Here is an 18,128-nt window from a genome sequence, read left to right on the forward strand (position 1 = left end):
ATGATCCGTATCCTGCGAGACCTGCTGCGCTACAACTGGGAATTTGCCCTGGGCAGCCTCTTGCTGCTGGGCGTGGCCATCGTGGCACTGATGTCCTTCTTCTCGCCTTATCCGCCCCTCGATGTCTATGTCGTGCCGCCTGACATGCCGCCCTCCGCTCAATTCATCCTGGGCACCACTTCGCGTGGGCAAGATGTCTTCTGGCAGCTCTCCTTCGCCATCCGGAACACCCTGCTCTTCGGCATCACTGTCGCTGTGATCAGCCGGATCATCGCGCTCGCCGTCGGGCTCCTCGCCGGCTATGCCGGGGGGCAGCGGACAGGGCGCTGATGTCCGTCAACGACAGTTTCATCGTGGTGCCGCTCTTTCCCATCCTGGTGCTCTTCTACTTCGTGATGCGGGATCAGATGACCTGGGCGTTGCTCGCGCTGGTCGCCGCCTGCCTCGGTTGGGCCTATGATGCACGGCTGATCCGCTCCATAGCCCTGTCGCTCAAGACGCGCGAATTCACGGCCCAGGCCGCCTTCTCCGGCATGAGCGCGGCCCGGATCGTGACGCGGGAGCATTTGCCCTACGTCATGCCGGTGATCTTCACCACCACCATGAACAACATGAACTGGAGCATCGGGTTGGAGGTGACGCTCTCCGTCCTGGGCTTCACCGATGTCAACACACCCACCATCGGCGGCATGATCTACTGGGCCAACCAGCACGCTGCCCTGGTTTCGGGGATCTGGTGGTGGATCGCGGCACCCGTGGCCCTGGTCGTCGCTGTCTTCGTGGCGCTGTTTCTCCTGGCAGTCTCGATGAACGAGTACATTGACCCGCGCTCCCGTCTTGCACGCATGGGAGGTGGCGCGTGATGCTGGCTGTCACCCCGCCTGTCCCCCCGCTGGCCCTGGCGACGCGGCCGCGCCCCATCCTGTCCGTCGAGGGGCTCAAGGCCTACTACCGTGTGAATGCCTATGGCACGGTACGCGAGGTGCGCGCCGTGGACGATATCAGCCTGGAGATCCGCCGGGACGAGATCTATGGCCTCGCGGGTGAAAGCTCCTCCGGCAAGAGTAGTCTGATCAAGACCATCGCCCGTGCCATTCGCCCACCTCTCCAGGTGGTGGCCGGGCAGGTAAGGTTCGATTTCGGCTCCGGACCCCGTGATCTCTATGCCCTGCCGGAAGCGGAACTCTCGGCCACGCGCTGGCGGAACCTATCCTACATCATGCAAGGCTCGATGAACGTGCTCAATCCGGTGCGCAGGATTCGGCACGCCTTCGCGGACTTCGCCTTCCGCCATATGGGCCTGCCCATGCCGGAGTTCCTGCAGAGGGTCCAGGCACATCTGGCCCATTTGCACCTGCCGCCCGAGGTGCTGGATCGCTTTCCGCACGAGCTGTCCGGCGGCATGCGGCAGCGTGTCACCATCGCCCTCGCCACCGTCTGCCGGCCGGATTTCGTGATTGCCGACGAACCTACCACCGCGCTCGACGTCGTGGTGCAGAAGAGTGTCCTGGCGATGATCCGCAACCTGCAGCGCGAGATGGGCTCTTCCGTCCTTTTCGTCACGCATGACATGGCGGTGCATGCCAACCTGACCGACCGGCTCGGCATCATGTATGCGGGACGGCTGGCGGAGGAAGCGCCGACGCGGCAGCTCTTCCGTGGGCCGTTGCATCCCTATACGCGTCACCTGATCGCCAGCCTGCCTCGCATCGGCGATGACAGGCCGCGACACGGGTTGGAAGGCAAGCCGCCGAGCCTGGCCGACCCGCCGCCCGGGTGCCGCTTCCATCCACGCTGCCCGCTCGCCATGCCCGTGTGCCGCGAAGTGGTGCCGGCATTTGAGGAGGTCCAGCCCGACCACCGTGTCGCCTGCCATGCCGTGGCCCAGGGGAAGGTATCATGACCACGCCGCTTCTTGAACTGCGGCAGGTCTGCAAGACCTATGGTGGCGGCCTCTTCGCGCATCGGAAGACGCCGGCGGTACGCGACGTGTCCTTCGTCCTGGAGGGCGGGCGGCCGGAGGTCTTCGCAGTCATCGGCGAGTCCGGGAGCGGAAAATCGAGCCTGGCCCGCATGGTGCTGGGCATGAGCAAGGCGACGGAAGGGAAGGTCCTGTTCCAGGGCCACGACGTGTCGCATCTCCGGGGACGTCGCGCCCGGCTGGATTTCATGCGCCAGGTACAGCCGATCTTCCAGAACCCTTTCGAGGCTTTCAATCCGCTCGTGCGCGTGGACCGCTATCTCTACGCCACCGCCAGCAATCTTGCCGGGGCATCGGGTCAGGCAGAGGCCGAAGCGGCTTCCGACCGCGCCCTGCAGCAGGTGGGACTTTCGCTGGCGGAGGTGAGGGGCGCTTTCCGCATGAGATGTCCGGAGGACAGTTGCAGCGTGCGGCGATCGCGCGAGCTCTGATCTCTGGCCCGTCTTTGCTGGTGGCGGATGAGCCGGTCTCGATGATCGATGCGTCCCTGCGCATGACCATCGTGAACCTGTTCAAGGAACTTCGGGATCATCTTCGGGTCTCGATCATCTACATCACGCATGATCTCGCCACGGCCTACACGATCAGCGATCGCGTCATGATCATGCGATATGGCGAAGTGGTGGAAACGGGGGAGGCACGCGCAGTGCTGTCGAACCCGAAGCATCCCTATGCCATCCAGTTGAAGGAATCCGTGCTCTCCATCGAGGGTGCGTGGGACGACGGCCCGGAGCCGGCCAGGCAGCCGGCACATGGGCAATAGGACACTGGGAAGGAACGAAGCCTTGAAGGCACAGGTGACCATCGACCGCGACGTCGCCATCGGCGATACGCATGACCGTCTTTTCGGAGCTTTCGTCGAACATCTCGGGCGATGCGTCTATGGCGGAATCTTCGAGCCCGGCCATCCCGAGGCAGATGAGAAGGGATTCCGCAAGGATGTGCTGGCTCTGGTGAAAGAGTTGGCACCGACCATCATGCGCTATCCGGGTGGCAACTTCGTTTCCGGATATAACTGGGAAGACGGGATTGGCCCGGTGGAGCAGCGGCCGCGCCGCCTCGATCTGGCCTGGATGTCCACGGAGCCCAACACCTTCGGCACCAATGAGTTCATCGACTGGTGCCGCGCCGCCGATGTCGAGCCGATGCTGGCGGTCAATCTTGGAACGCGTGGTGCCGATGCGGCACGCAATCTCGTGGAATACTGCAACCACCCGGGTGGGACAGCATGGTCCGACCTACGCCGCGCCCATGGCTGGGAGAAGCCGCACGATATCAAGTTCTGGTGCCTCGGCAATGAGGTGGATGGCCCCTGGCAGATGGAGCACAAGACGGCCCAGGAGTATGGCCGTGTCGCGACGGAATCTGCCAAGATGATGAAATGGGTGGATCCGTCCCTCGAACTGGCCGCATGCGGATCTTCCGCCCGCAATATGCCGACCTTTGGCGCCTGGGAACGGGAAGTCCTGGACCACTGCTTCGATCATGTCGAGTTTATCTCGCTTCATACGTATCTGAACAACTACGCCGAGGATATGCCGAGCTTCCTGGCAAGCGCCGACCTGATGGACAGCTTTATCGAGGAGGTCGTGTCCATTGCCGATGCCGTGGCGGCGGAGCGCAGGTCGTCCAAGAGGCTGATGCTGAGCTTCGACGAATGGAATGTCTGGTATCGTACCCGTGGGAAGAGGGGAGGGAAGGACCATTCCAGGCTGGCCAGTGGCGCCGAAGATCCTGGAAGAGGTCTATACGATGGGCGATGCGCTGGCCTTCGGTGGCGCGTGCATTTCCCTGCTCAATCATGCTGATCGGGTTAAGGCTGCCTGCCTTGCACAGCTTGTGAATGCCATCGCGCCGATCATGACGGAAACCGGCGGGCCCGCTTGGCGGCAGACGATCTTCTACCCGTTCGCCCAGATGAGCAATCTCGGGCGCGGGCGGGTTCTGCGGTCGCGGGTACAATCGCCGACCTATGCCACCAGCTACTATGATCCGCGTGGTGCACAGGACCACCGCTTCGCCATGCCGGATGTTCCTTATCTGAAATGTGCTGCGGTGCACGACCGGGATGGGGGGTTCCTGACGCTCTTCCTGTTGAACCGGAATCTGGAGGACCGACTGGACCTCGACATCGAAGCGCGTGGAGTGGAGTTCCTCGGGCTAGACCGTGCGGAGCAGCTTGGCGATGCGGATTTGGCGGCCGTTAACACCCGCGACGATCCTGAGCGCATCAGGCTGTCTACCTTGGAGGAGGTTCGCGTCGAGGATGGCCGTGTTTCCGCGGTGCTGAGACCTGGCTCCTGGAATGTCATCCGCATGCAGGTGGCCAAGGTTTGACGGTTTGGCCCGGAGCGACCGGGCCAGACATCTCGCGCGTCCCACCATCTTCGATAGGTGTCAGGGCTGCGGCAAATGCTGCCCTGACACTTTATCGGGCGCTTGTTCGATGCATTGTTGGGCTCACCCAGAGCCCGCGGCACCAGCTGGGATCACGGATTGTGATTCATCCTGCTGCGCAATCGGTTATGGGGATGCCAGGACGAAGCGCATGATCATCTCGACAATGGAGTCCTGCCTCTGTGAAAGGACCGCGGGATCGAAGAGATCACGTCCAAAGATGGCCGATAGGGTATGCCTGTTCGAGACATACATGAAGCCTAGCGCGGAAATGCTGATGTAGAGATCAAGCGCATCTATCCCGCTTCGGAACTCGCCGCTAGCGACACCTCGCTTCAAGATACTCTCGACGATATCGATGATCGGCCGGTTCAGTTTTGCCGCATGCCTGGAGGAATTCAGGTACCGTGCGCCGTTCTGGTTCTCGATGTTGAGAATTCTCACGAAGTCAGGATGCTCAACATAGTATCGGAAGGTGAATTGAACGAGCTTGGCAAGCGCTTCGCTTGGACTTAGTGACGAGAATTCGACAGTTTCCTCGCTCAACCTTATCCCGGCATAGACTTCTTCCAGGACTGCTATGTAAAGCTGCTCCTTGCTTCCGCAATAATGATATAGGACAGCCTTGTTGCTATTGGTGCGGCCGACGATGCTATCGATCCGGGCCCCGCCATATCCGCGTGTTGCAAATTCGGTGATCGCGGATTCCAGCAGCTCCCGGCGGCGACGTTCCGGTGCGCGCTCGCCCGGCGCCACCGGTGTGGCTGCGGGCTTACGGCGCCGGAGATGCGGTTCCGGAGCGCGCGGCGGTGTCATTGTCTGATGGCTCACTCCAGCATCTGCATCACTGTGCCTAATAGGTCGCACGGCCGCCTGAGAGATCGAACACCGCACCGGTCGAGAAGGAGCAGGCTGACGAGGCAAGCCATCCGACCAGTGATGCGGCTTCCTCCGGACGGCCGAGGCGGCCCATGGGGATCTTCCCTTTCATGGCGGCGATATACTGTTCCGTCATCTGCTGAAGAAGCTCGGTCTCGATCATGGCCGGCGCGATGCAGTTCACACGAACTTCGGTCAGGGCGAGTTCCTTGCCAAGGGACTTGGTCAGCGCGATGACACCGGCCTTCGACGCGGAATAGGCGCCTCCATAGGCGTTGCCTTCCTTCCCGGAGATCGAAGCGATGTTGACGATACGGCCATAGCCTGCCTCCACCATATGGGGAGCCACTGCCTTGCAGCACAGGAATGTGCCATCCAGATTGATGGCCATCACACGCCGCCAGTCGTCGAGGCTGTACTCGGCCACCGGGAAATTCGGCCCGGTGATGCCAGCCGAGTTGATCAGGTTGGTGATGTCGGAGGTCCTTCCGAGCGTCTCTTCGAAGCCCCGTGTGACAGAGGCCTGATCCGTCACATCCACGACCAGGCCGAGGCCTTCTTCGAACTCTTCCGCCTGCCTGGCGACGCGCTGATCCACATCCCACAGGACAACCCTGTCACCGCGTTTCGCCAGATGGCGCGCGATAGCCAACCCGAGACCGCCACTGCCACCTGTCACAACCGAGACTTGCCGCGAGGCTTCCATCTTCTGGCTTCCTTTATTGTTCTTGCTGCGTTGCAGTAAACGACGCGTCCGATACTAATCAAAAACTTGACGTCAACCAACCAGTCGGTTAACAGCATGGCAGACGTTCGTCCAGCGTCTCATGGCAATGCCGCAAACGGCCCAGGGAAAATCGGGAGGAAGCTTGGAATACAGCTTCGACTTCGCTGTTGTCATCGATCAATGGCGAGAGCTCTTCTGGGGCTGCTTTCTGACGCTCCAGCTCACGGCGCTGGCCGTTCCCATCACCTTGGCCATCGCAATTCTGGCGGTGTTCGTGCTGCAGATGCGAGAACGCGTCAGCACGGCCATCATCCAGACCTTTGTGGAGATCGTCCGCAATACGCCCTTCCTCGTGCAGATATTCTTCCTGTTCTTCGGTCTTCCCACAATCGGCATCCGTCTCGACCCGAACATCGCCGCCGTTCTCGCGCTTGGCCTTAACGGGGCGGCTTATGCGATCGAGATCATCCGGTCCGGCGTGGATGCCTTACCGAAGGGCCAGGTCGAGGCCGGGAAGGCACTTGGTATGCGGCCCTTCCAGATCTTTCGCCATATCATCCTGAAGCCGGCACTGCGGACGATCTATCCCGCGCTCACCAGCCAGTTCATTTTCCTCATGCTGACCTCCAGCATCGCGTCGTCCATAACCGCACGTGAGCTCACTCACGTCGGTGCAGAGATCGAAGCGACGACCTTCCGAAGCTTCGAAGTCTATTTCGTGATTGCGGGGCTGTACCTGGTGATGTCGGTCTTTCTGTCAAAGGTCTTCGCAGTGATCGGCCGTCTCAGCTTCTCCTATCCCACCAGTCGCTGAACGCCGATCAATGGGAGGTTGCCGGTGATCAACTCACTCGGTCCTGCACAGTTCGAGTTGCTTTTCAGAGGGCTCCTCTGGACGCTGGCATTGTCGGGCATAGGGTTCGTCACCGGAGCGGTGGGCGGCCTGATCATCGCCCTTTGTCGGAGCTCCGGCCTGCGTTGGTTGGAAACACTTGCCGCTGGTTTCATCGAGGTCTTCAGGGGCACACCGTTGCTTCTACAGCTTTTCATCGTGTATTACGGCGTGGCCCTGCTCAACTTTTCCATCGATCCCTGGCTTGCCGTCTCGATCGCCTTCATGCTCCATGCCAGCGCCTTCCTCGGTGAGATCTGGCGTGGATGCATTCAGGCGATCCCAGGGGGCCAGACCGAAGCGGCTGTTGCGCTCAGCCTGCGTTATTCAGATCGCCTCCGCTATATCATCCTCCCGCAGGCGCTGAAGATCTCGATCCCGGCGACGATCGGCTTCCTGGTGCAGCTCATCAAAGGGACCTCGCTGGCAGCCATCGTGGGCTTCACGGAACTGGCAAGGACTGGGCAGATCTTGTCCAACATCACCTATCGGCCGTTGCTGATCTACGCGATCGTCGGCCTGATCTACTTCGCCGCCTGTTGGCCCCTTTCGCGGCTTGGCAGGGCGATGGAGCGCCGGCTGACCCCGGCGAGATAATGAAAAAGCAACTGGGAGGAAACCAATGACCCTTCATTTGAACCGGCGCCATCTTGTGGGTGCCTTCGCCTTGACCGCCACGGGTCTGATGGTGGCGCGTCCGGCTTTCGCGCTGACCCCGGATGACATCAGGAAGCGCGGCAGCCTGGGGATCGGTGTGCTCTCGGAGCTACCGCCATGGGGCTTTCTTGATGCCAGTGGGCAGCCGGCTGGATATGATGTCGATGTCGGAAAGCTTATCGGCAAGAAGCTCGGTGTTCCGGTCGAGTTCGTCGGCATGACGGTTGCGGCGCGTATCGCACAGGTCATGACGGGGAAGGTGGACATGCTTCTCGCCACCATGGGCATGTATCCGGATCGCGCGAAGGTCGTGCAGTTTACCAAGCCTTACGCCGGGCTGAAGATCATACTTCTGGCGAAGAAGGACCAGAAGATCGAGAAGATCGAGGATGCCTCGGGTCTGCGCATCGGGGTCACACGCGGCTCGGCTCAGGACACGGCGATTTCGGCTGCGCTGAAGAATGCCGACATCCGTCGCTTCGATGACGATTCCGCGGCCATTCAGGCGCTCATCACCGGCCAGGTGGACGCCATTGGTGCCAACACGACATACATGATCAACATCAACAAGATTTTTCCCAACAACAACTTCGAGCAGAAGCTCGTTTTCAACGAGCAATGGATGGGTATCGCGGTTAAGCCAGGACAGAAGGAGCTCGTGGACTGGCTCAATGCCTTCATCGATGAGATCAAGGCGAATGAGGAGTTGGAGAAGATCAGCCAGCAGTGGATCGGTCAGAAGCTTCCGGTCTTCCCGACGCAGATCGAGGGTGTTCCGTTCAGCGCATGAAGCTGGAGTGAAATGAACACCATGTCGATCGAGCCGCAGACCGCCATCATCATGGAGAAGGTCAACAAGCACTACGGCACTTATCACGCTCTTCGGGATATCGATTTTACCGTTGGGACCGGTGAGCGTGTCGTGCTGTGCGGCCCCTCCGGTTCAGGGAAATCGACGCTCGTCCGTTGCATCAACCGTCTTGAGACCATCCAGTCCGGTCGGATCGTGGTGGATGGGGTGGATCTGGGGGGTGGCCGGCACAATGTCGAACAGGTGCGCCGTGACGTCGGCATGGTGTTTCAGCAGTTCAACCTCTTCCCACATATGACGGTGCTTCAAAATTGCATGTTGGCTCCGATGCGGGTTCGGGGGCTTTCGGCTGGGGAGGCTCGGGTGGTGGCACAGCGCCTGCTCGACCGCGTGCAGATCGGCAAGCAGGCGGAGAAGTACCCGGCTCAGCTCTCCGGTGGGCAGCAGCAGCGTGTGGCTATTGCACGGGCCCTTTGCATGCAGCCCCGTATCATGTTGTTCGACGAACCGACCTCGGCTCTCGATCCCGAGATGGTCAAGGAGGTTCTCGACACGATGACGGACCTTGCCAGCGAGGGCGTGACGATGGTTTGCGTCACCCATGAGATGGGATTTGCGCGTGCCGTCGCCGATCGCGTGGTGTTCATGGCGGATGGAGAAATTGTTGAAGAGGGCCCGCCGGAGGAGTTTTTCTCCTCACCGAAGCATCACCGTACACGTACTTTCCTGGGGCAGATTCTCAACCATTGAGGCAGTGAGCAGGAGCAGGGAATGCTAAAGCCCATCTTTATTCTGAACGGCCCGAACCTGAATCTCCTCGGCCAGCGTGAGCCCGAGATCTATGGCTACGACACTCTGGACATGATCCGTGAAAGATGTGCCGCCCGTGCCGAGGCTCTGGGTGAAACGATCGAATTCCGTCAGAGCAACTATGAGGGAGCCCTGATTGAAAGTGTGCATGAGGCGCGGGAAATAGCGGCCGGCATCATCATCAATCCCGCAGGTTACACCTTCACCTCTGTTGCGCTCATGGACGCCCTGAAGATGTTCAGCGGCCCGAAGATCGAACTCCACATCAGTAACGTGCATAAGCGGGAACCTGTCTACCATAAGTCCCTGATGAGTGCCGTGGTCACCGGCCTCGTGGTTGGCTTCGGCGCCTATGGTTACGAGATGGCAGTCGATGCCATGCATTATCTCTGTGATGAGGAAGCTTAGACCAGATATCCATCTATGGCAGGCCATCCCGTCTCAAGAGAAGGCGATGAGGTCGTCAGGATCGCGAAATGTCTGGTTGTGAGACGTCCTTGGCATGTTCGGCGATGAGGCGTGCGTGCGCGAGCGATGTCCTCTGGTCCGGCACGTCCTTCAGGTGTCTCGGGTTTGGGGCGGGCGAGCTTTCGTCGCGCCCGGAGGCGTTCCTTGACGACCTGGTCGGGTGTCTTGCCGTCGAGAACGCGCTGGCGGCGGGCATTGTAGGCGGCGTTGAAGCCCTGGAGCAGCTGCTCGAGTTGGGCGTGGGACCAGATGGTGATACCCAGCACCTCGCTGCCGACCCGTCCGTTGAACCGCTCCACCATGCCATTCGTCTGCGGCGAGTAGGGCCGCGTGTGACGATACTCGGCGCCGAGTTCGGCGCAGACGCGGGCGAAGGCTGGTGTAAAGCAGCTGCCGTTGTCGGTCAGCACGTGGGTGAGGCGGAACGGGAAGGCCTTGGCTGCCTCGCGCAAGAAGGCGATGGCGCTGCGCTCGGTCTCGTCATCCTTGACGGCCAGGTGGACGGAGCGGGACCGGCGGTCGATGGCGACGTAGAGGTAGCGCTTGCGGCGCTCGCCGTTGGCGGTCTGCAGCTTGGGCAGGTGCTTGATATCGATGTGGACAAAGCCGAGGTCGTAATCCCCGAAGGTGCCCTTGCCCCGGACAGGCCGCCCCGACGCGGGAGGGCGTCTGCGGCTGAGCCCATCGGCCTTCAGGATGCGCCAGACGCTGTCGCGGTTGAGATGCGGCAGGAAGTGGGTCACCACGAAGGTGAGGTCATCGAGGGAAAAGTTGGTGGCCCGACGCACGGCGCACACCACGGCGCGCTCCTCATCAGTCGCTTTCCAGGGCAGCTTGTGAGGTCGGGCCGAGTGGTCCAGGCAATCTTCAGGACCTCGCTTGCGCCACTTGCGGACGGTCTCGCTGCTCACCCCGAAGCGGCGGGCCAGCACGCCCGAGGGCTCGGTGGAGCGGGCGATCTCAGCCCGGACGGCGGGGGTAGTGCGGGCATTGGGGTGGATCTGGAGCATGGCTCATCTCCTTCCCGGCACGGCGCCCTTCAGGCGCTCGAAGCAGTAGGCATAGTCTACGATGGCTAAGCACACCGGGTCCCAACAATGTTCTGCGACCAGACACCTAGCCGCCGCGCAACCGGTGCAGCACCTGCGCCGCCGCATCCAGCAGGAAGCCGAGCAGACCGATGAGCAGCACCACCGCCATCAGTTCCGAATAGGCCAGGCGGTCCCGTGCATCGAGGATCATGTAGCCAAGCCCGGCGGAAACGCCGAGCATCTCGCAAGGGACCAGGACGATCCACAGGATGCCGATGGCCAGCCGCACACCCGTCAGCATCGGGCCGAGGATCCCTGGTAGCACCACGTGCCACAACGTCTCCCATCGTGTGGCGGCGAGGCTGCGCGAGAGCTGGAGCCAGCGTGGGTCAAGCGCACGCACCCCGGCTGCGGTGTTCAGCATGATGGGCCAGACCGCGGCGAAGGCGAGGAGGAAAAGGATTGGCTGATCGCCCACGCCGAAGACCATCACCGCCAGCGGCATCCAGGAGAGCGGGGAGATCATCCGCAGAAACTGGAAGGCCGGGGAGGTCGCCGCTTCCAGCACACGCAGGCTGCCCACCGCGATTCCCAGCGGCACGCCGACCAGCAGCCCCAATCCGAGGCCGGCCAGCACGCGTCGCAGGCTGGCCGCGACATGCAAAGCCAGGTCCGGCTGGGTCAGCAGCTTTGCGAGGCTGGCCAGGGATCTGCCAGGTGCGAAGCGGCGCGCCATGCTGCCCTCGGGTGCCAGCAGATCCGTCCCTGCCCACCAAGCCGCCAGGATTACGGTGATGCCGGCCAGCCCGAGGACGAGCCGCCCGGGCCCTCGCACCGTCCAGGGCCGTGACGGCCGGAGGCTAGGGCGAAGGCTGTCTCGAACGGCCAACTGCTCGGACATTCGTATGGACCGCCTAGACCGCGATCGTCTCGGCGCGAGCCCAGCCATCGGCGATGCCGAAAGCCGAAGGCCCACCTACCGCCCCGATGGCCTGACGCACGAAGCGGTCGTCCACCAGTTCCCGTGCTGCAACGGCCGGATCCAGCGCCTCCAGGAAGGCGCGGTCGCCTTCCATCAGCGTTTCCTTCAGGCGGCGCACCAACTCCTCCGTATAGGAGGGGAAAGGATAGGGCTGGAAGTCGATGCGGCGGTTGCTCCAATCCGCATGGCGGATGGCGCCGGAGGCCAGATAGGTCGCCCGGTCGGACGCCGACGGGGAGAGGACCTTCTGCAGCACGGGCAGCGGGTGCGGGGTGTACTTGTTGGTGCCATCTCGCGAGAGGAGCTGGGCCGTCTCCGCGTGGTGATCGCGGGTCCAGACCTGCGCCTTGACGATGGCGTTCACCACCTTCTGCGACCACTCCGGACGGCCCTGCAGGTCGCGCTCATTCATCAGCACCAGGCAGCAGGCATGGTCGCGCCAGACATCGCCGGTGAAGCGTAGGACCCTGCCAACGCCCTGCATCTCGGCGGCGGCGTTGAAGGGCTCGGCCACGATGTAGCCCGCGATGCGCTTGGATGCGAGCGCCGGGACCATGTCGGCGGGCGCCATGATGACGAGGTTCACCTCGTTCGGCGCGAGCGCCCCGCTGCGGCGCGTCACGGGCGTCAGCCCCGCCTCGCGCAACAGCATTCCCAGCACCACGTTGTGGATGGAGTACCAGAAGGGCACGGCCACCGTCTTGCCACCGAGCTCGGCCACGGCGTTGATCTCCGGCGCCACCGTCAAGGCGGAGCCGTCCATGTGGTTCCAGGCTACCACCTTCACCGGCGCCTTACTGCCGAAGCGTGCCCAGACTGCCATGGGGGAGAGGACATGCACCACGTCCACCTGCCCGGCGAGGAAGGCTTCGATCACCTGCGCCCAGGAACGGAGGAGGGTGGGCTTCTCCGCCCGGATGCCCTCGGCCTCGAAGAGCCCGTTGTTGTGCGCCACCAGCAGCGGCGTGGCATCGGTAATGGGCAGGTAGCCGATCCGCAGCGGCGCGTCCGGGGTTTGCGCCCGGGCGGCGCCGGATCGCAGCAGCGGCGCGGCGCTCGCCGCCGTGAACAGGCTGGCGAGGCGCATGGCATCGCGGCGGGAGAAGATCTCGGTCGGCATGACGAACCTCGTCAATGGCGCTGCCGGATAGCGGCGCGCAGGGTCTGAAGGATCTCGACGCGGAAGGCGCCCAGCTCCGCCACCATCTCGTCACGCGGGCGGAGCAGGTCGATGCGCCACTCGCCGATGACCCCGGCGGGGACGCCACCCAGCAGGAGCAGGCGGTCGGCCAGCAGCAGGGCCTCGTCGATGTCATGGGTAATAAGAAGGGTAGCCGTGCGGAACCGGGAGACGAGGCGCAGGAGCAGGCGCTGCATCTCCTCCCGTGTCACCTCGTCCAGCGCGCCGAAGGGTTCGTCCAGCAGCAGCACCTCCGGCTCCCGTGCCAGGCACCGCGCCAGGGCAGTGCGCTGCGCCATGCCACCGGAAAGGGCGGAGGGCGGACGGCGGCGCGCATGCTCGAGCCCTACCGCCGCGATGGCGGCATCCACCCGTGCGCGGCGCGTCTCGATGGATAGCCGCGGCTGATGGCGGAAGTCCAATCCGAAGGCGACGTTCTGCTCCAGCGAAAGCCACGGCAGGAGGGAAGGGTCCTGGAAGGCAATGGCGACGCGCGGGTGCACGCCCGTCAGCGGTGCGCCATGCACCAACACGCGCCCATCGCTCGGACGCTCCAGTCCGGCCAGCACGCGCAGCAGGCTGGACTTTCCCACCCCGCTCGGTCCCAACACGGCCACGATCTCGCCCGGGTGCAGCTCCAGGTCGAGCCCGGCGAGTACCGGCTGTTCCGCGCCGGGATAGCGGAGAGCGAGGCTCTCTGCCCGCAGTGAGGCGGCCTCGCCCATGCCCCCGCTGTCAGGCAGCACGCGCGGCTTGCCCGGCGAGAGCCGCGCGAAGCTGCACGAGGCTGGGTGTGATGACCGGGATGAAGGCCGCCTCGCGCCAGCGTCGTGCGAAGCCCTCGCCGGGAGCGGTGAGGTAGGCGCGCCCGCCGGAGGCCTGCAGTTCCAGCCCCGTGGCCTCCGCCACGATCTCCGCCAGGGCGATGCGGATTCGGAAGAGGGCGGGGGCATCCGCGACGAAACGGCCGTCCCGCAGGCCCTCGCGCAGAGCGTGTTCCTGCACCGATAGAGCGGATGCCAGTGCGGCCACGGGCTCGTGCAGCACATGGCGCGCGCCGCCGCTGCAGGCGCCCGCCTCCGCCAGGGCCCGGCGGGCGAGGCCGATGGACATACCGCATTGCAGCCCGAGGAAGGCCGGCCGTACCCGCGGCAGCCAGAACTTTGCAGAGCCGTGCAGAAGGTGTTTGGGTCCGACCCGCACGTCCTTGATGCGGATGGCGGCGGTGGAAGTAGCACGCATCGCCATCAGGTCCAGGTCGGCCGACCGTTCCAGTCCGGGCGCGTCGCTTGGCAGCGCGACGCAGAAGGGCTCGCCGCCCTCGGGCGCCACGGCTGCCGCGATATGGAAGCCCTGTGCCCGCAGGTTCGTCACCCAGGGCAGGTGGCCATCCAGCACGTGCCCCGCGCCGTCCGGCCGCGCCGTGATGCTGATCTCCTCCAGCCCGGAGAGCGCCTTCATGGCGTTCGACATGCCCGTGGCGCCCGCCACCTCCCCGGCCAGGAGTGCGGGCAGAAGACGGTCGCGCAACACCTCGTTCTGGCTCTGCAACAGGTACTCGATGAAGGTGCGGTGCCCCCAGGCCACGAAGCCCGCAGCCAGAGAGCGCTCGGATACGGCGGCAATGGCCTCCACCGCATCCGTCACGTCTCCCCCGGTTCCACCTAGCGCCTGGGGCAAACCCGCTCGGAACAATCCGGCATCCGCCAGCCGCGGGAGCAGCACAGCCGGATCTGCCATGCCCTGGTCCAGCCCGGTGGCCGATTGGTCCAGCCAGGCGCGCAGTACGGGATCAGCGGAGGTGGTCACGGCTGCTCAGGCCGCCTGCCTGGCCGGACCGTCCCAGCGGAACTGCGCCAGTTCCGGGTTCAACTCGGGCTGGCCAAGGTTGTTCGCGAAGTTGCAGAGCGTAGCGAGGGAGACGCCCAGCACCACCTCCAGCGCACTCGCATCGGTGAAACCCGCCGCCTTGAAGGTGGTGAGATCGGCATCGGAGACGGCCCCACGGGAGGCGATCACGGCGGAGGTGAAGGCGGCCACGGCGGCCAGACGCGGGTCGGCCGGGGCTTCCACTCCTCGCAACGCCTCCACCGTCTGGCTGTCCAGCCCCGCTTTCTTCGTAGCGATGGCCGTGTGGCCGGCCACGCAGAAGCCGCAGCCATGGGTGGCAGCGGCGGTGATCTGCACCGCCTCGCGCTCGGCAAGGGTCAGACCCGCACGGGCGTTGATGCCGGAAACGACCTGATAAGTCTCCAGCGCTGTCGGCGCATTGGCCAGCAGGCGGACGAGGTTCGGCAGGAAACCGTTGTTCTTCTGGGCAGCGAGGAGGCGGTCGCGGGCTTCCTCGGGAGCATCCTCAGGTGTGCGGAGGGGGAGACGGGCCATGCTGAAGCGTTCCTGTTCGTGTTCTCGCTACCTCGGCGCGTTCAGGGCAGCGTGGGGGAGCGGAGCGGCGACCTGGCGCAGCCCGGCAGCGATCAAGCAGATATAAGAAATTCACCTACGAATCAAGTTATTAATGTGATATCACTATATAAAATCGTGCATAAGATGCTGCGCCAACAGCGAGCTTCTTCAAGATGGGGAGTTGGCATCTGATCGGCCTCGCCGGAGACATCCGCATCGCGTTCGCTGCGGGTGACGGGGGTATGGCCGGTGTGGTTGGCGAGGAGCAGGAACTCGCGCTGGGTGTCGAGGGCGGAGAAGGCGGGAAGGGTACCGAAGCTTGGCTGGCGCGAGATCTCGGTGAGTGAGCCGGTCTTGAGGTCGACGCGATAGGCGATGACTTGGTCACCGCCACTGAGATGGTGGCCGGGGAGTGTCAGCGCCTCGTGGACGACATAGAGGATCTGCCGGACCGGATCCTTCGGCCGTTCCACTGGTGCTGGGCTAGGCAATGTCGATGTTCGGCGACGCAACCAAAACTGAGCATGTCGGGCGAGGTGACGGTAGGGGATAGGAGGAACTGACGCTGCCGGGGACCACTCTCCGGCTTGTCGCGGATGCGCTACTGAAGCCAGACATTAGCCGGAGATCGAGCTGAGCTGTTCCATTCGGCGGCAGGATTGGCGGAAGAGGAAGGAGTCGAACCCACCGGAGACAGCAAGCCGCCTCCCACCGGATTTGAAGTCCGGGCGCCCCACCGGGGACGTTGCTCTTCCGGGATCCTGCGTAGCGCCGCATCGCGGCCTGAGTCAAATCGCCGCCTCAAGGGGATATTCCGTAAAACCAATTGGTTCACTCCGATTGTCACAGACTTCGAACGCCGGTTCACGAAGGCGAACCGCCGTTGCCCTGCCTCTGCCTGTGCGCAACAGTGAAGTTCACGCCTGGCCAAGAGGTCAGTGCGTGTCGCCGGCGATCTCCGCCAGCGCGTCGCAGAATGCATCCACCTCCGCCGCTGCGGAACGGCCGCATCTCCGCCATCCGTTTCCGGCGAATGTAGATCGCCCCCGAGCTGCCTGGCCCATAACGCCAGCCCCCAGCCCTTCCGCTGGACCAAATCCGCCGACGGCATTCCCGCCGCCATCCAGCGCTTCTGCCCCCGATCCCAGCAGATCGGAGGAACTTCGCGATCAGGACACTAGGAACTCGCATGGGATCCTGGCTGTCCTTGTCCTGCTTGTCGCGGCCTGTGCCGCACTGATTACGGTTGAGCCGGTCGACTCCCGAAGTCGCTGCCACAGGTCAGGCATATCGTTTTCATTTCCACACCACAAAGGGGAAGCTATGTGTCAGGCTGGTCGATAGCGCATCTGGCCGGGCGGCTGGTGACGCTACCCGGCGCCATCGTCTCGCTGAGTGCCGACATCCTGACCAACAACGCTTCGGCTTTCAGCCTCGATCGCGGAACCATGCGCCTGGGCAGCGTCTATGGCATGACACTGGGGAACCCGTTGATACGCGGCCTAGTCAAAGAGCAGATCGCGCAGGGCATACATGCTCATTCGATCATTCCAACACTTGGCGATGGACCGTTGGAGGGGCGGACGGATGGGGTTGTGGCTTACGCTAGTGCTCATATCGAAGGCGTTGCTTCCGAATTCATCGTAGAGCACTCTCCACATTCGACTCAGGGCGATTCCCGGACCATCAATGAAGTTCGCCGTATCCTGCTTCTGCACCTGATGAAAAGCTGCACAGGCGCTGCCTGCCGATAGGTTCTGGCCTCTTCAGGAGAGGGCGACCGGCCGCCTTTTACCCCATGCCGGCCGACAGACGGAGAGGAGCAGTCCTACGCAACGCTTCGGAAACAGCCTGATCGTCGGAGGTCTGGTGGTCTTCATGGCTTGGGGTACCATGGCATTGATCATGGACGCCCCTGGAGTGACCGCGCTACGCATTGCTCTGGCGGCACTCTTCACCACCTTGGTGACTGTTTCGATATACTGGGTCCGATACAGGCCTCTCGGTTTTCTTGCCATTGTGCTGCTTGTCGGGTGGTGGTTGCGGATTCCAGCAACCAACGAGGCCAACTGGGCTCCGGACTATGCCCGCGTTCCGGTTATAGAGCGGGCCGGACAGTATGTGACCATCCATGATATCCGAAATTTCCGGTATCGTTCGGAAGAAGATTTCGACGCGTCTTACTATGATGCGACCTATCCCCTTGATGAATTATCAAGCCTGGATCTGGTGACGTCATACTGGGCAGGAGACAACATTGCCCATGTCTTTGTCAGCTTTGGTTTTCGTGATGGAAGGCATCTTGCTGTTTCCATCGAGACACGGCGCAGGAAATATCAGACCTACTCCACTGTTGCAGGGTTTTTCCGGCAGTATGAACTCATCTATGTGGCAGGTGATGAACGTGACCTTATGGGTCTGCGCACGGATATCAGGCGCGAACGCGTCTATCTCTATCCCGTCCGGCTCAGCCCCGAAAATAGGCGGCGGTTTTTCGAAAGCTATCTCGAACGCATGGAAAGGCTGGAGAAGCAGCCCGAATTCTACAACACGATGACAAACAATTGCACGACCAACATCCTGGCCCGCGCGAATGAGGTTGCTCCGGCGATTTCCTACAGTTGGAAGATTCTGGCCAGCGGTCATGCGGCGGAATACGCGTATGACCTGGGGTTGCTGGACAACGACGTGCCGTTCAGCGTTCTGCACCGGAGAAGCCTGATTCGACGTGCACCGGCGGCTCCCATCGATCCGGATTTTTCAGCCCATATACGACAGCCTGTTTTGTGAAATGGAGCTTTGCTCAAGGACAACCGGTCCATCCGATGGGGCCGCATCGGCAGTTTCCAACGGCCTCCCTGCGGGGCTCACGGAGCGAAAAGGCCAGGTTGACCAGCTGATGATCGA

At 62.8% G+C, this 18,128-nt stretch carries 16 protein-coding genes, 1 tRNA gene and 4 pseudogenes; 11 read left to right on the forward strand and 10 right to left on the reverse strand.

All coding sequences use genetic code 11. From position 1 onward, the window contains the following. The 4 genes and pseudogenes from MVG78_RS20570 (at nucleotide 1) to arfA (ending at nucleotide 4,318) form a co-directional block, all read left to right on the forward strand. Nucleotides 1-863, forward strand: a pseudogene (locus MVG78_RS20570) (ABC transporter permease). Further along, the gene (locus MVG78_RS20575) at nucleotides 863-1,903 is read left to right on the forward strand and encodes an ABC transporter ATP-binding protein (RefSeq protein ID WP_247560614.1); all 1,041 of its coding nucleotides are present in this window, start codon (nucleotides 863-865) and stop codon (nucleotides 1,901-1,903) included. Before MVG78_RS20570 ends, MVG78_RS20575 begins: the two are co-directional and overlap by 1 nt. Then, nucleotides 1,900-2,744: pseudogene (locus tag MVG78_RS20580) on the forward strand (ABC transporter ATP-binding protein). The gene MVG78_RS20575 and the pseudogene MVG78_RS20580 overlap by 4 nt, the downstream one beginning before the upstream one ends. Then, nucleotides 2,734-4,318, forward strand: a pseudogene (gene arfA / locus MVG78_RS22145) (arabinosylfuranosidase ArfA). Before MVG78_RS20580 ends, arfA begins: the two co-directional pseudogenes overlap by 11 nt. Before the next feature lie 186 nt (nucleotides 4,319-4,504). On the opposite strand, the gene MVG78_RS20590 reads toward arfA, so the two are convergent. Both MVG78_RS20590 and MVG78_RS20595 read right to left on the reverse strand, forming a co-directional pair. Beyond that, entirely contained in the window at nucleotides 4,505-5,209 is a 705-nt protein-coding gene (locus tag MVG78_RS20590; RefSeq protein ID WP_247560616.1) for a TetR/AcrR family transcriptional regulator, read from the reverse strand. Nucleotides 5,210-5,231: 22 nt separating this feature from the next. Further along, complete coding sequence (locus MVG78_RS20595; RefSeq protein ID WP_247560617.1) at nucleotides 5,232-5,963, reverse strand: SDR family NAD(P)-dependent oxidoreductase; 732 nt, start codon at nucleotides 5,961-5,963, stop codon at nucleotides 5,232-5,234. Nucleotides 5,964-6,126: 163 nt separating this feature from the next. On the opposite strand from MVG78_RS20595, the gene MVG78_RS20600 reads away from it, so the two are divergent. Genes MVG78_RS20600 through MVG78_RS20620 form a run of 5 tightly spaced genes read left to right on the forward strand, consistent with a single transcriptional unit; the run spans nucleotide 6,127 to nucleotide 9,562 of the window. Next, complete coding sequence (locus MVG78_RS20600) at nucleotides 6,127-6,798, forward strand: amino acid ABC transporter permease (RefSeq protein WP_247560618.1); 672 nt, start codon at nucleotides 6,127-6,129, stop codon at nucleotides 6,796-6,798. 27 nt (nucleotides 6,799-6,825) lie between these two features. Next, nucleotides 6,826-7,473 (forward strand): amino acid ABC transporter permease, encoded by a 648-nt coding sequence (locus MVG78_RS20605; protein ID WP_247561147.1) that lies wholly within the window; start codon nucleotides 6,826-6,828, stop codon nucleotides 7,471-7,473. Nucleotides 7,474-7,498: 25 nt separating this feature from the next. Continuing rightward, a complete protein-coding gene (locus MVG78_RS20610) occupies nucleotides 7,499-8,323 on the forward strand; it encodes a transporter substrate-binding domain-containing protein (protein ID WP_247560619.1) in 825 nt (274 codons plus the stop codon). A 21-nt stretch (nucleotides 8,324-8,344) separates the two neighbouring features. Continuing rightward, nucleotides 8,345-9,094 carry an amino acid ABC transporter ATP-binding protein gene (locus MVG78_RS20615; protein WP_247560620.1) on the forward strand — a complete coding sequence of 250 codons (750 nt, stop codon included), beginning with the start codon at nucleotides 8,345-8,347 and terminating at the stop codon, nucleotides 9,092-9,094. 21 nt (nucleotides 9,095-9,115) lie between these two features. Continuing rightward, nucleotides 9,116-9,562: a type II 3-dehydroquinate dehydratase gene (locus MVG78_RS20620; protein ID WP_247560621.1), complete on the forward strand. Its 447-nt coding sequence runs from the start codon at nucleotides 9,116-9,118 to the stop codon at nucleotides 9,560-9,562. A gap of 55 nt (nucleotides 9,563-9,617) precedes the next feature. Here MVG78_RS20620 and MVG78_RS20625 read toward each other — a convergent pair. The 8 genes and pseudogenes from MVG78_RS20625 to MVG78_RS20660 all read right to left on the reverse strand — a co-directional run bounded on the left by MVG78_RS20625 (nucleotide 9,618) and on the right by MVG78_RS20660 (nucleotide 15,976). After that, nucleotides 9,618-10,632, reverse strand: a pseudogene (locus tag MVG78_RS20625) (DDE-type integrase/transposase/recombinase). A 106-nt stretch (nucleotides 10,633-10,738) separates the two neighbouring features. Then, nucleotides 10,739-11,554 (reverse strand): ABC transporter permease, encoded by an 816-nt coding sequence (locus tag MVG78_RS20630; protein WP_428480832.1) that lies wholly within the window; start codon nucleotides 11,552-11,554, stop codon nucleotides 10,739-10,741. Between the two features lie 13 nt (nucleotides 11,555-11,567). Continuing rightward, entirely contained in the window at nucleotides 11,568-12,755 is a 1,188-nt protein-coding gene (locus MVG78_RS20635) for an ABC transporter substrate-binding protein (protein ID WP_247560623.1), read from the reverse strand. 11 nt (nucleotides 12,756-12,766) lie between these two features. After that, nucleotides 12,767-13,540 (reverse strand): ABC transporter ATP-binding protein, encoded by a 774-nt coding sequence (locus MVG78_RS20640; RefSeq protein ID WP_247561149.1) that lies wholly within the window; start codon nucleotides 13,538-13,540, stop codon nucleotides 12,767-12,769. A gap of 10 nt (nucleotides 13,541-13,550) precedes the next feature. Continuing rightward, on the reverse strand, nucleotides 13,551-14,555 hold the full coding sequence (locus tag MVG78_RS20645; RefSeq protein ID WP_247561151.1) for an acyl-CoA dehydrogenase family protein: 1,005 nt from the start codon (nucleotides 14,553-14,555) through the stop codon (nucleotides 13,551-13,553). A 75-nt stretch (nucleotides 14,556-14,630) separates the two neighbouring features. Next, complete coding sequence (locus MVG78_RS20650) at nucleotides 14,631-15,200, reverse strand: carboxymuconolactone decarboxylase family protein (RefSeq protein ID WP_247560624.1); 570 nt, start codon at nucleotides 15,198-15,200, stop codon at nucleotides 14,631-14,633. A gap of 122 nt (nucleotides 15,201-15,322) precedes the next feature. After that, on the reverse strand, nucleotides 15,323-15,694 hold the full coding sequence (locus MVG78_RS20655; protein ID WP_247560625.1) for a beta-propeller fold lactonase family protein: 372 nt from the start codon (nucleotides 15,692-15,694) through the stop codon (nucleotides 15,323-15,325). 187 nt (nucleotides 15,695-15,881) lie between these two features. Beyond that, nucleotides 15,882-15,976 (reverse strand) — tRNA-Sec (locus tag MVG78_RS20660). Between the two features lie 570 nt (nucleotides 15,977-16,546). Here MVG78_RS20660 and MVG78_RS20665 point away from each other — a divergent pair. Both MVG78_RS20665 and MVG78_RS20670 read left to right on the forward strand, forming a co-directional pair. Beyond that, complete coding sequence (locus MVG78_RS20665) at nucleotides 16,547-16,975, forward strand: hypothetical protein (RefSeq protein ID WP_247560626.1); 429 nt, start codon at nucleotides 16,547-16,549, stop codon at nucleotides 16,973-16,975. A gap of 139 nt (nucleotides 16,976-17,114) precedes the next feature. Beyond that, nucleotides 17,115-18,011 (forward strand): Lnb N-terminal periplasmic domain-containing protein, encoded by an 897-nt coding sequence (locus MVG78_RS20670; protein ID WP_247560628.1) that lies wholly within the window; start codon nucleotides 17,115-17,117, stop codon nucleotides 18,009-18,011. The last annotated feature ends 117 nt before the right edge of the window (nucleotides 18,012-18,128 follow it).

Source organism: Roseomonas gilardii subsp. gilardii (assembly GCF_023078375.1).
Classification (GTDB): domain Bacteria; phylum Pseudomonadota; class Alphaproteobacteria; order Acetobacterales; family Acetobacteraceae; genus Roseomonas; species Roseomonas gilardii.

Bases quoted from the DNA above. Each gene is read 5' to 3' on its own strand.
- MVG78_RS20575 (WP_247560614.1), top strand. From the start codon at position 863: ATGCTGGCTGTCACCCCGCCTGTCCCCCCGCTGGCCCTGGCGACGCGG.
- MVG78_RS20595 (WP_247560617.1), bottom strand. From the start codon at position 5,963: ATGGAAGCCTCGCGGCAAGTCTCGGTTGTGACAGGTGGCAGTGGCGGT.
- MVG78_RS20610 (WP_247560619.1), top strand. From the start codon at position 7,499: ATGACCCTTCATTTGAACCGGCGCCATCTTGTGGGTGCCTTCGCCTTG.
- MVG78_RS20615 (WP_247560620.1), top strand. From the start codon at position 8,345: ATGTCGATCGAGCCGCAGACCGCCATCATCATGGAGAAGGTCAACAAG.
- MVG78_RS20620 (WP_247560621.1), top strand. From the start codon at position 9,116: ATGCTAAAGCCCATCTTTATTCTGAACGGCCCGAACCTGAATCTCCTC.
- MVG78_RS20630 (WP_428480832.1), bottom strand. From the start codon at position 11,554: ATGTCCGAGCAGTTGGCCGTTCGAGACAGCCTTCGCCCTAGCCTCCGG.
- MVG78_RS20635 (WP_247560623.1), bottom strand. From the start codon at position 12,755: ATGCCGACCGAGATCTTCTCCCGCCGCGATGCCATGCGCCTCGCCAGC.
- MVG78_RS20640 (WP_247561149.1), bottom strand. From the start codon at position 13,540: ATGGGCGAGGCCGCCTCACTGCGGGCAGAGAGCCTCGCTCTCCGCTAT.
- MVG78_RS20645 (WP_247561151.1), bottom strand. From the start codon at position 14,555: ATGGCAGATCCGGCTGTGCTGCTCCCGCGGCTGGCGGATGCCGGATTG.
- MVG78_RS20650 (WP_247560624.1), bottom strand. From the start codon at position 15,200: ATGGCCCGTCTCCCCCTCCGCACACCTGAGGATGCTCCCGAGGAAGCC.
- MVG78_RS20670 (WP_247560628.1), top strand. From the start codon at position 17,115: ATGGCATTGATCATGGACGCCCCTGGAGTGACCGCGCTACGCATTGCT.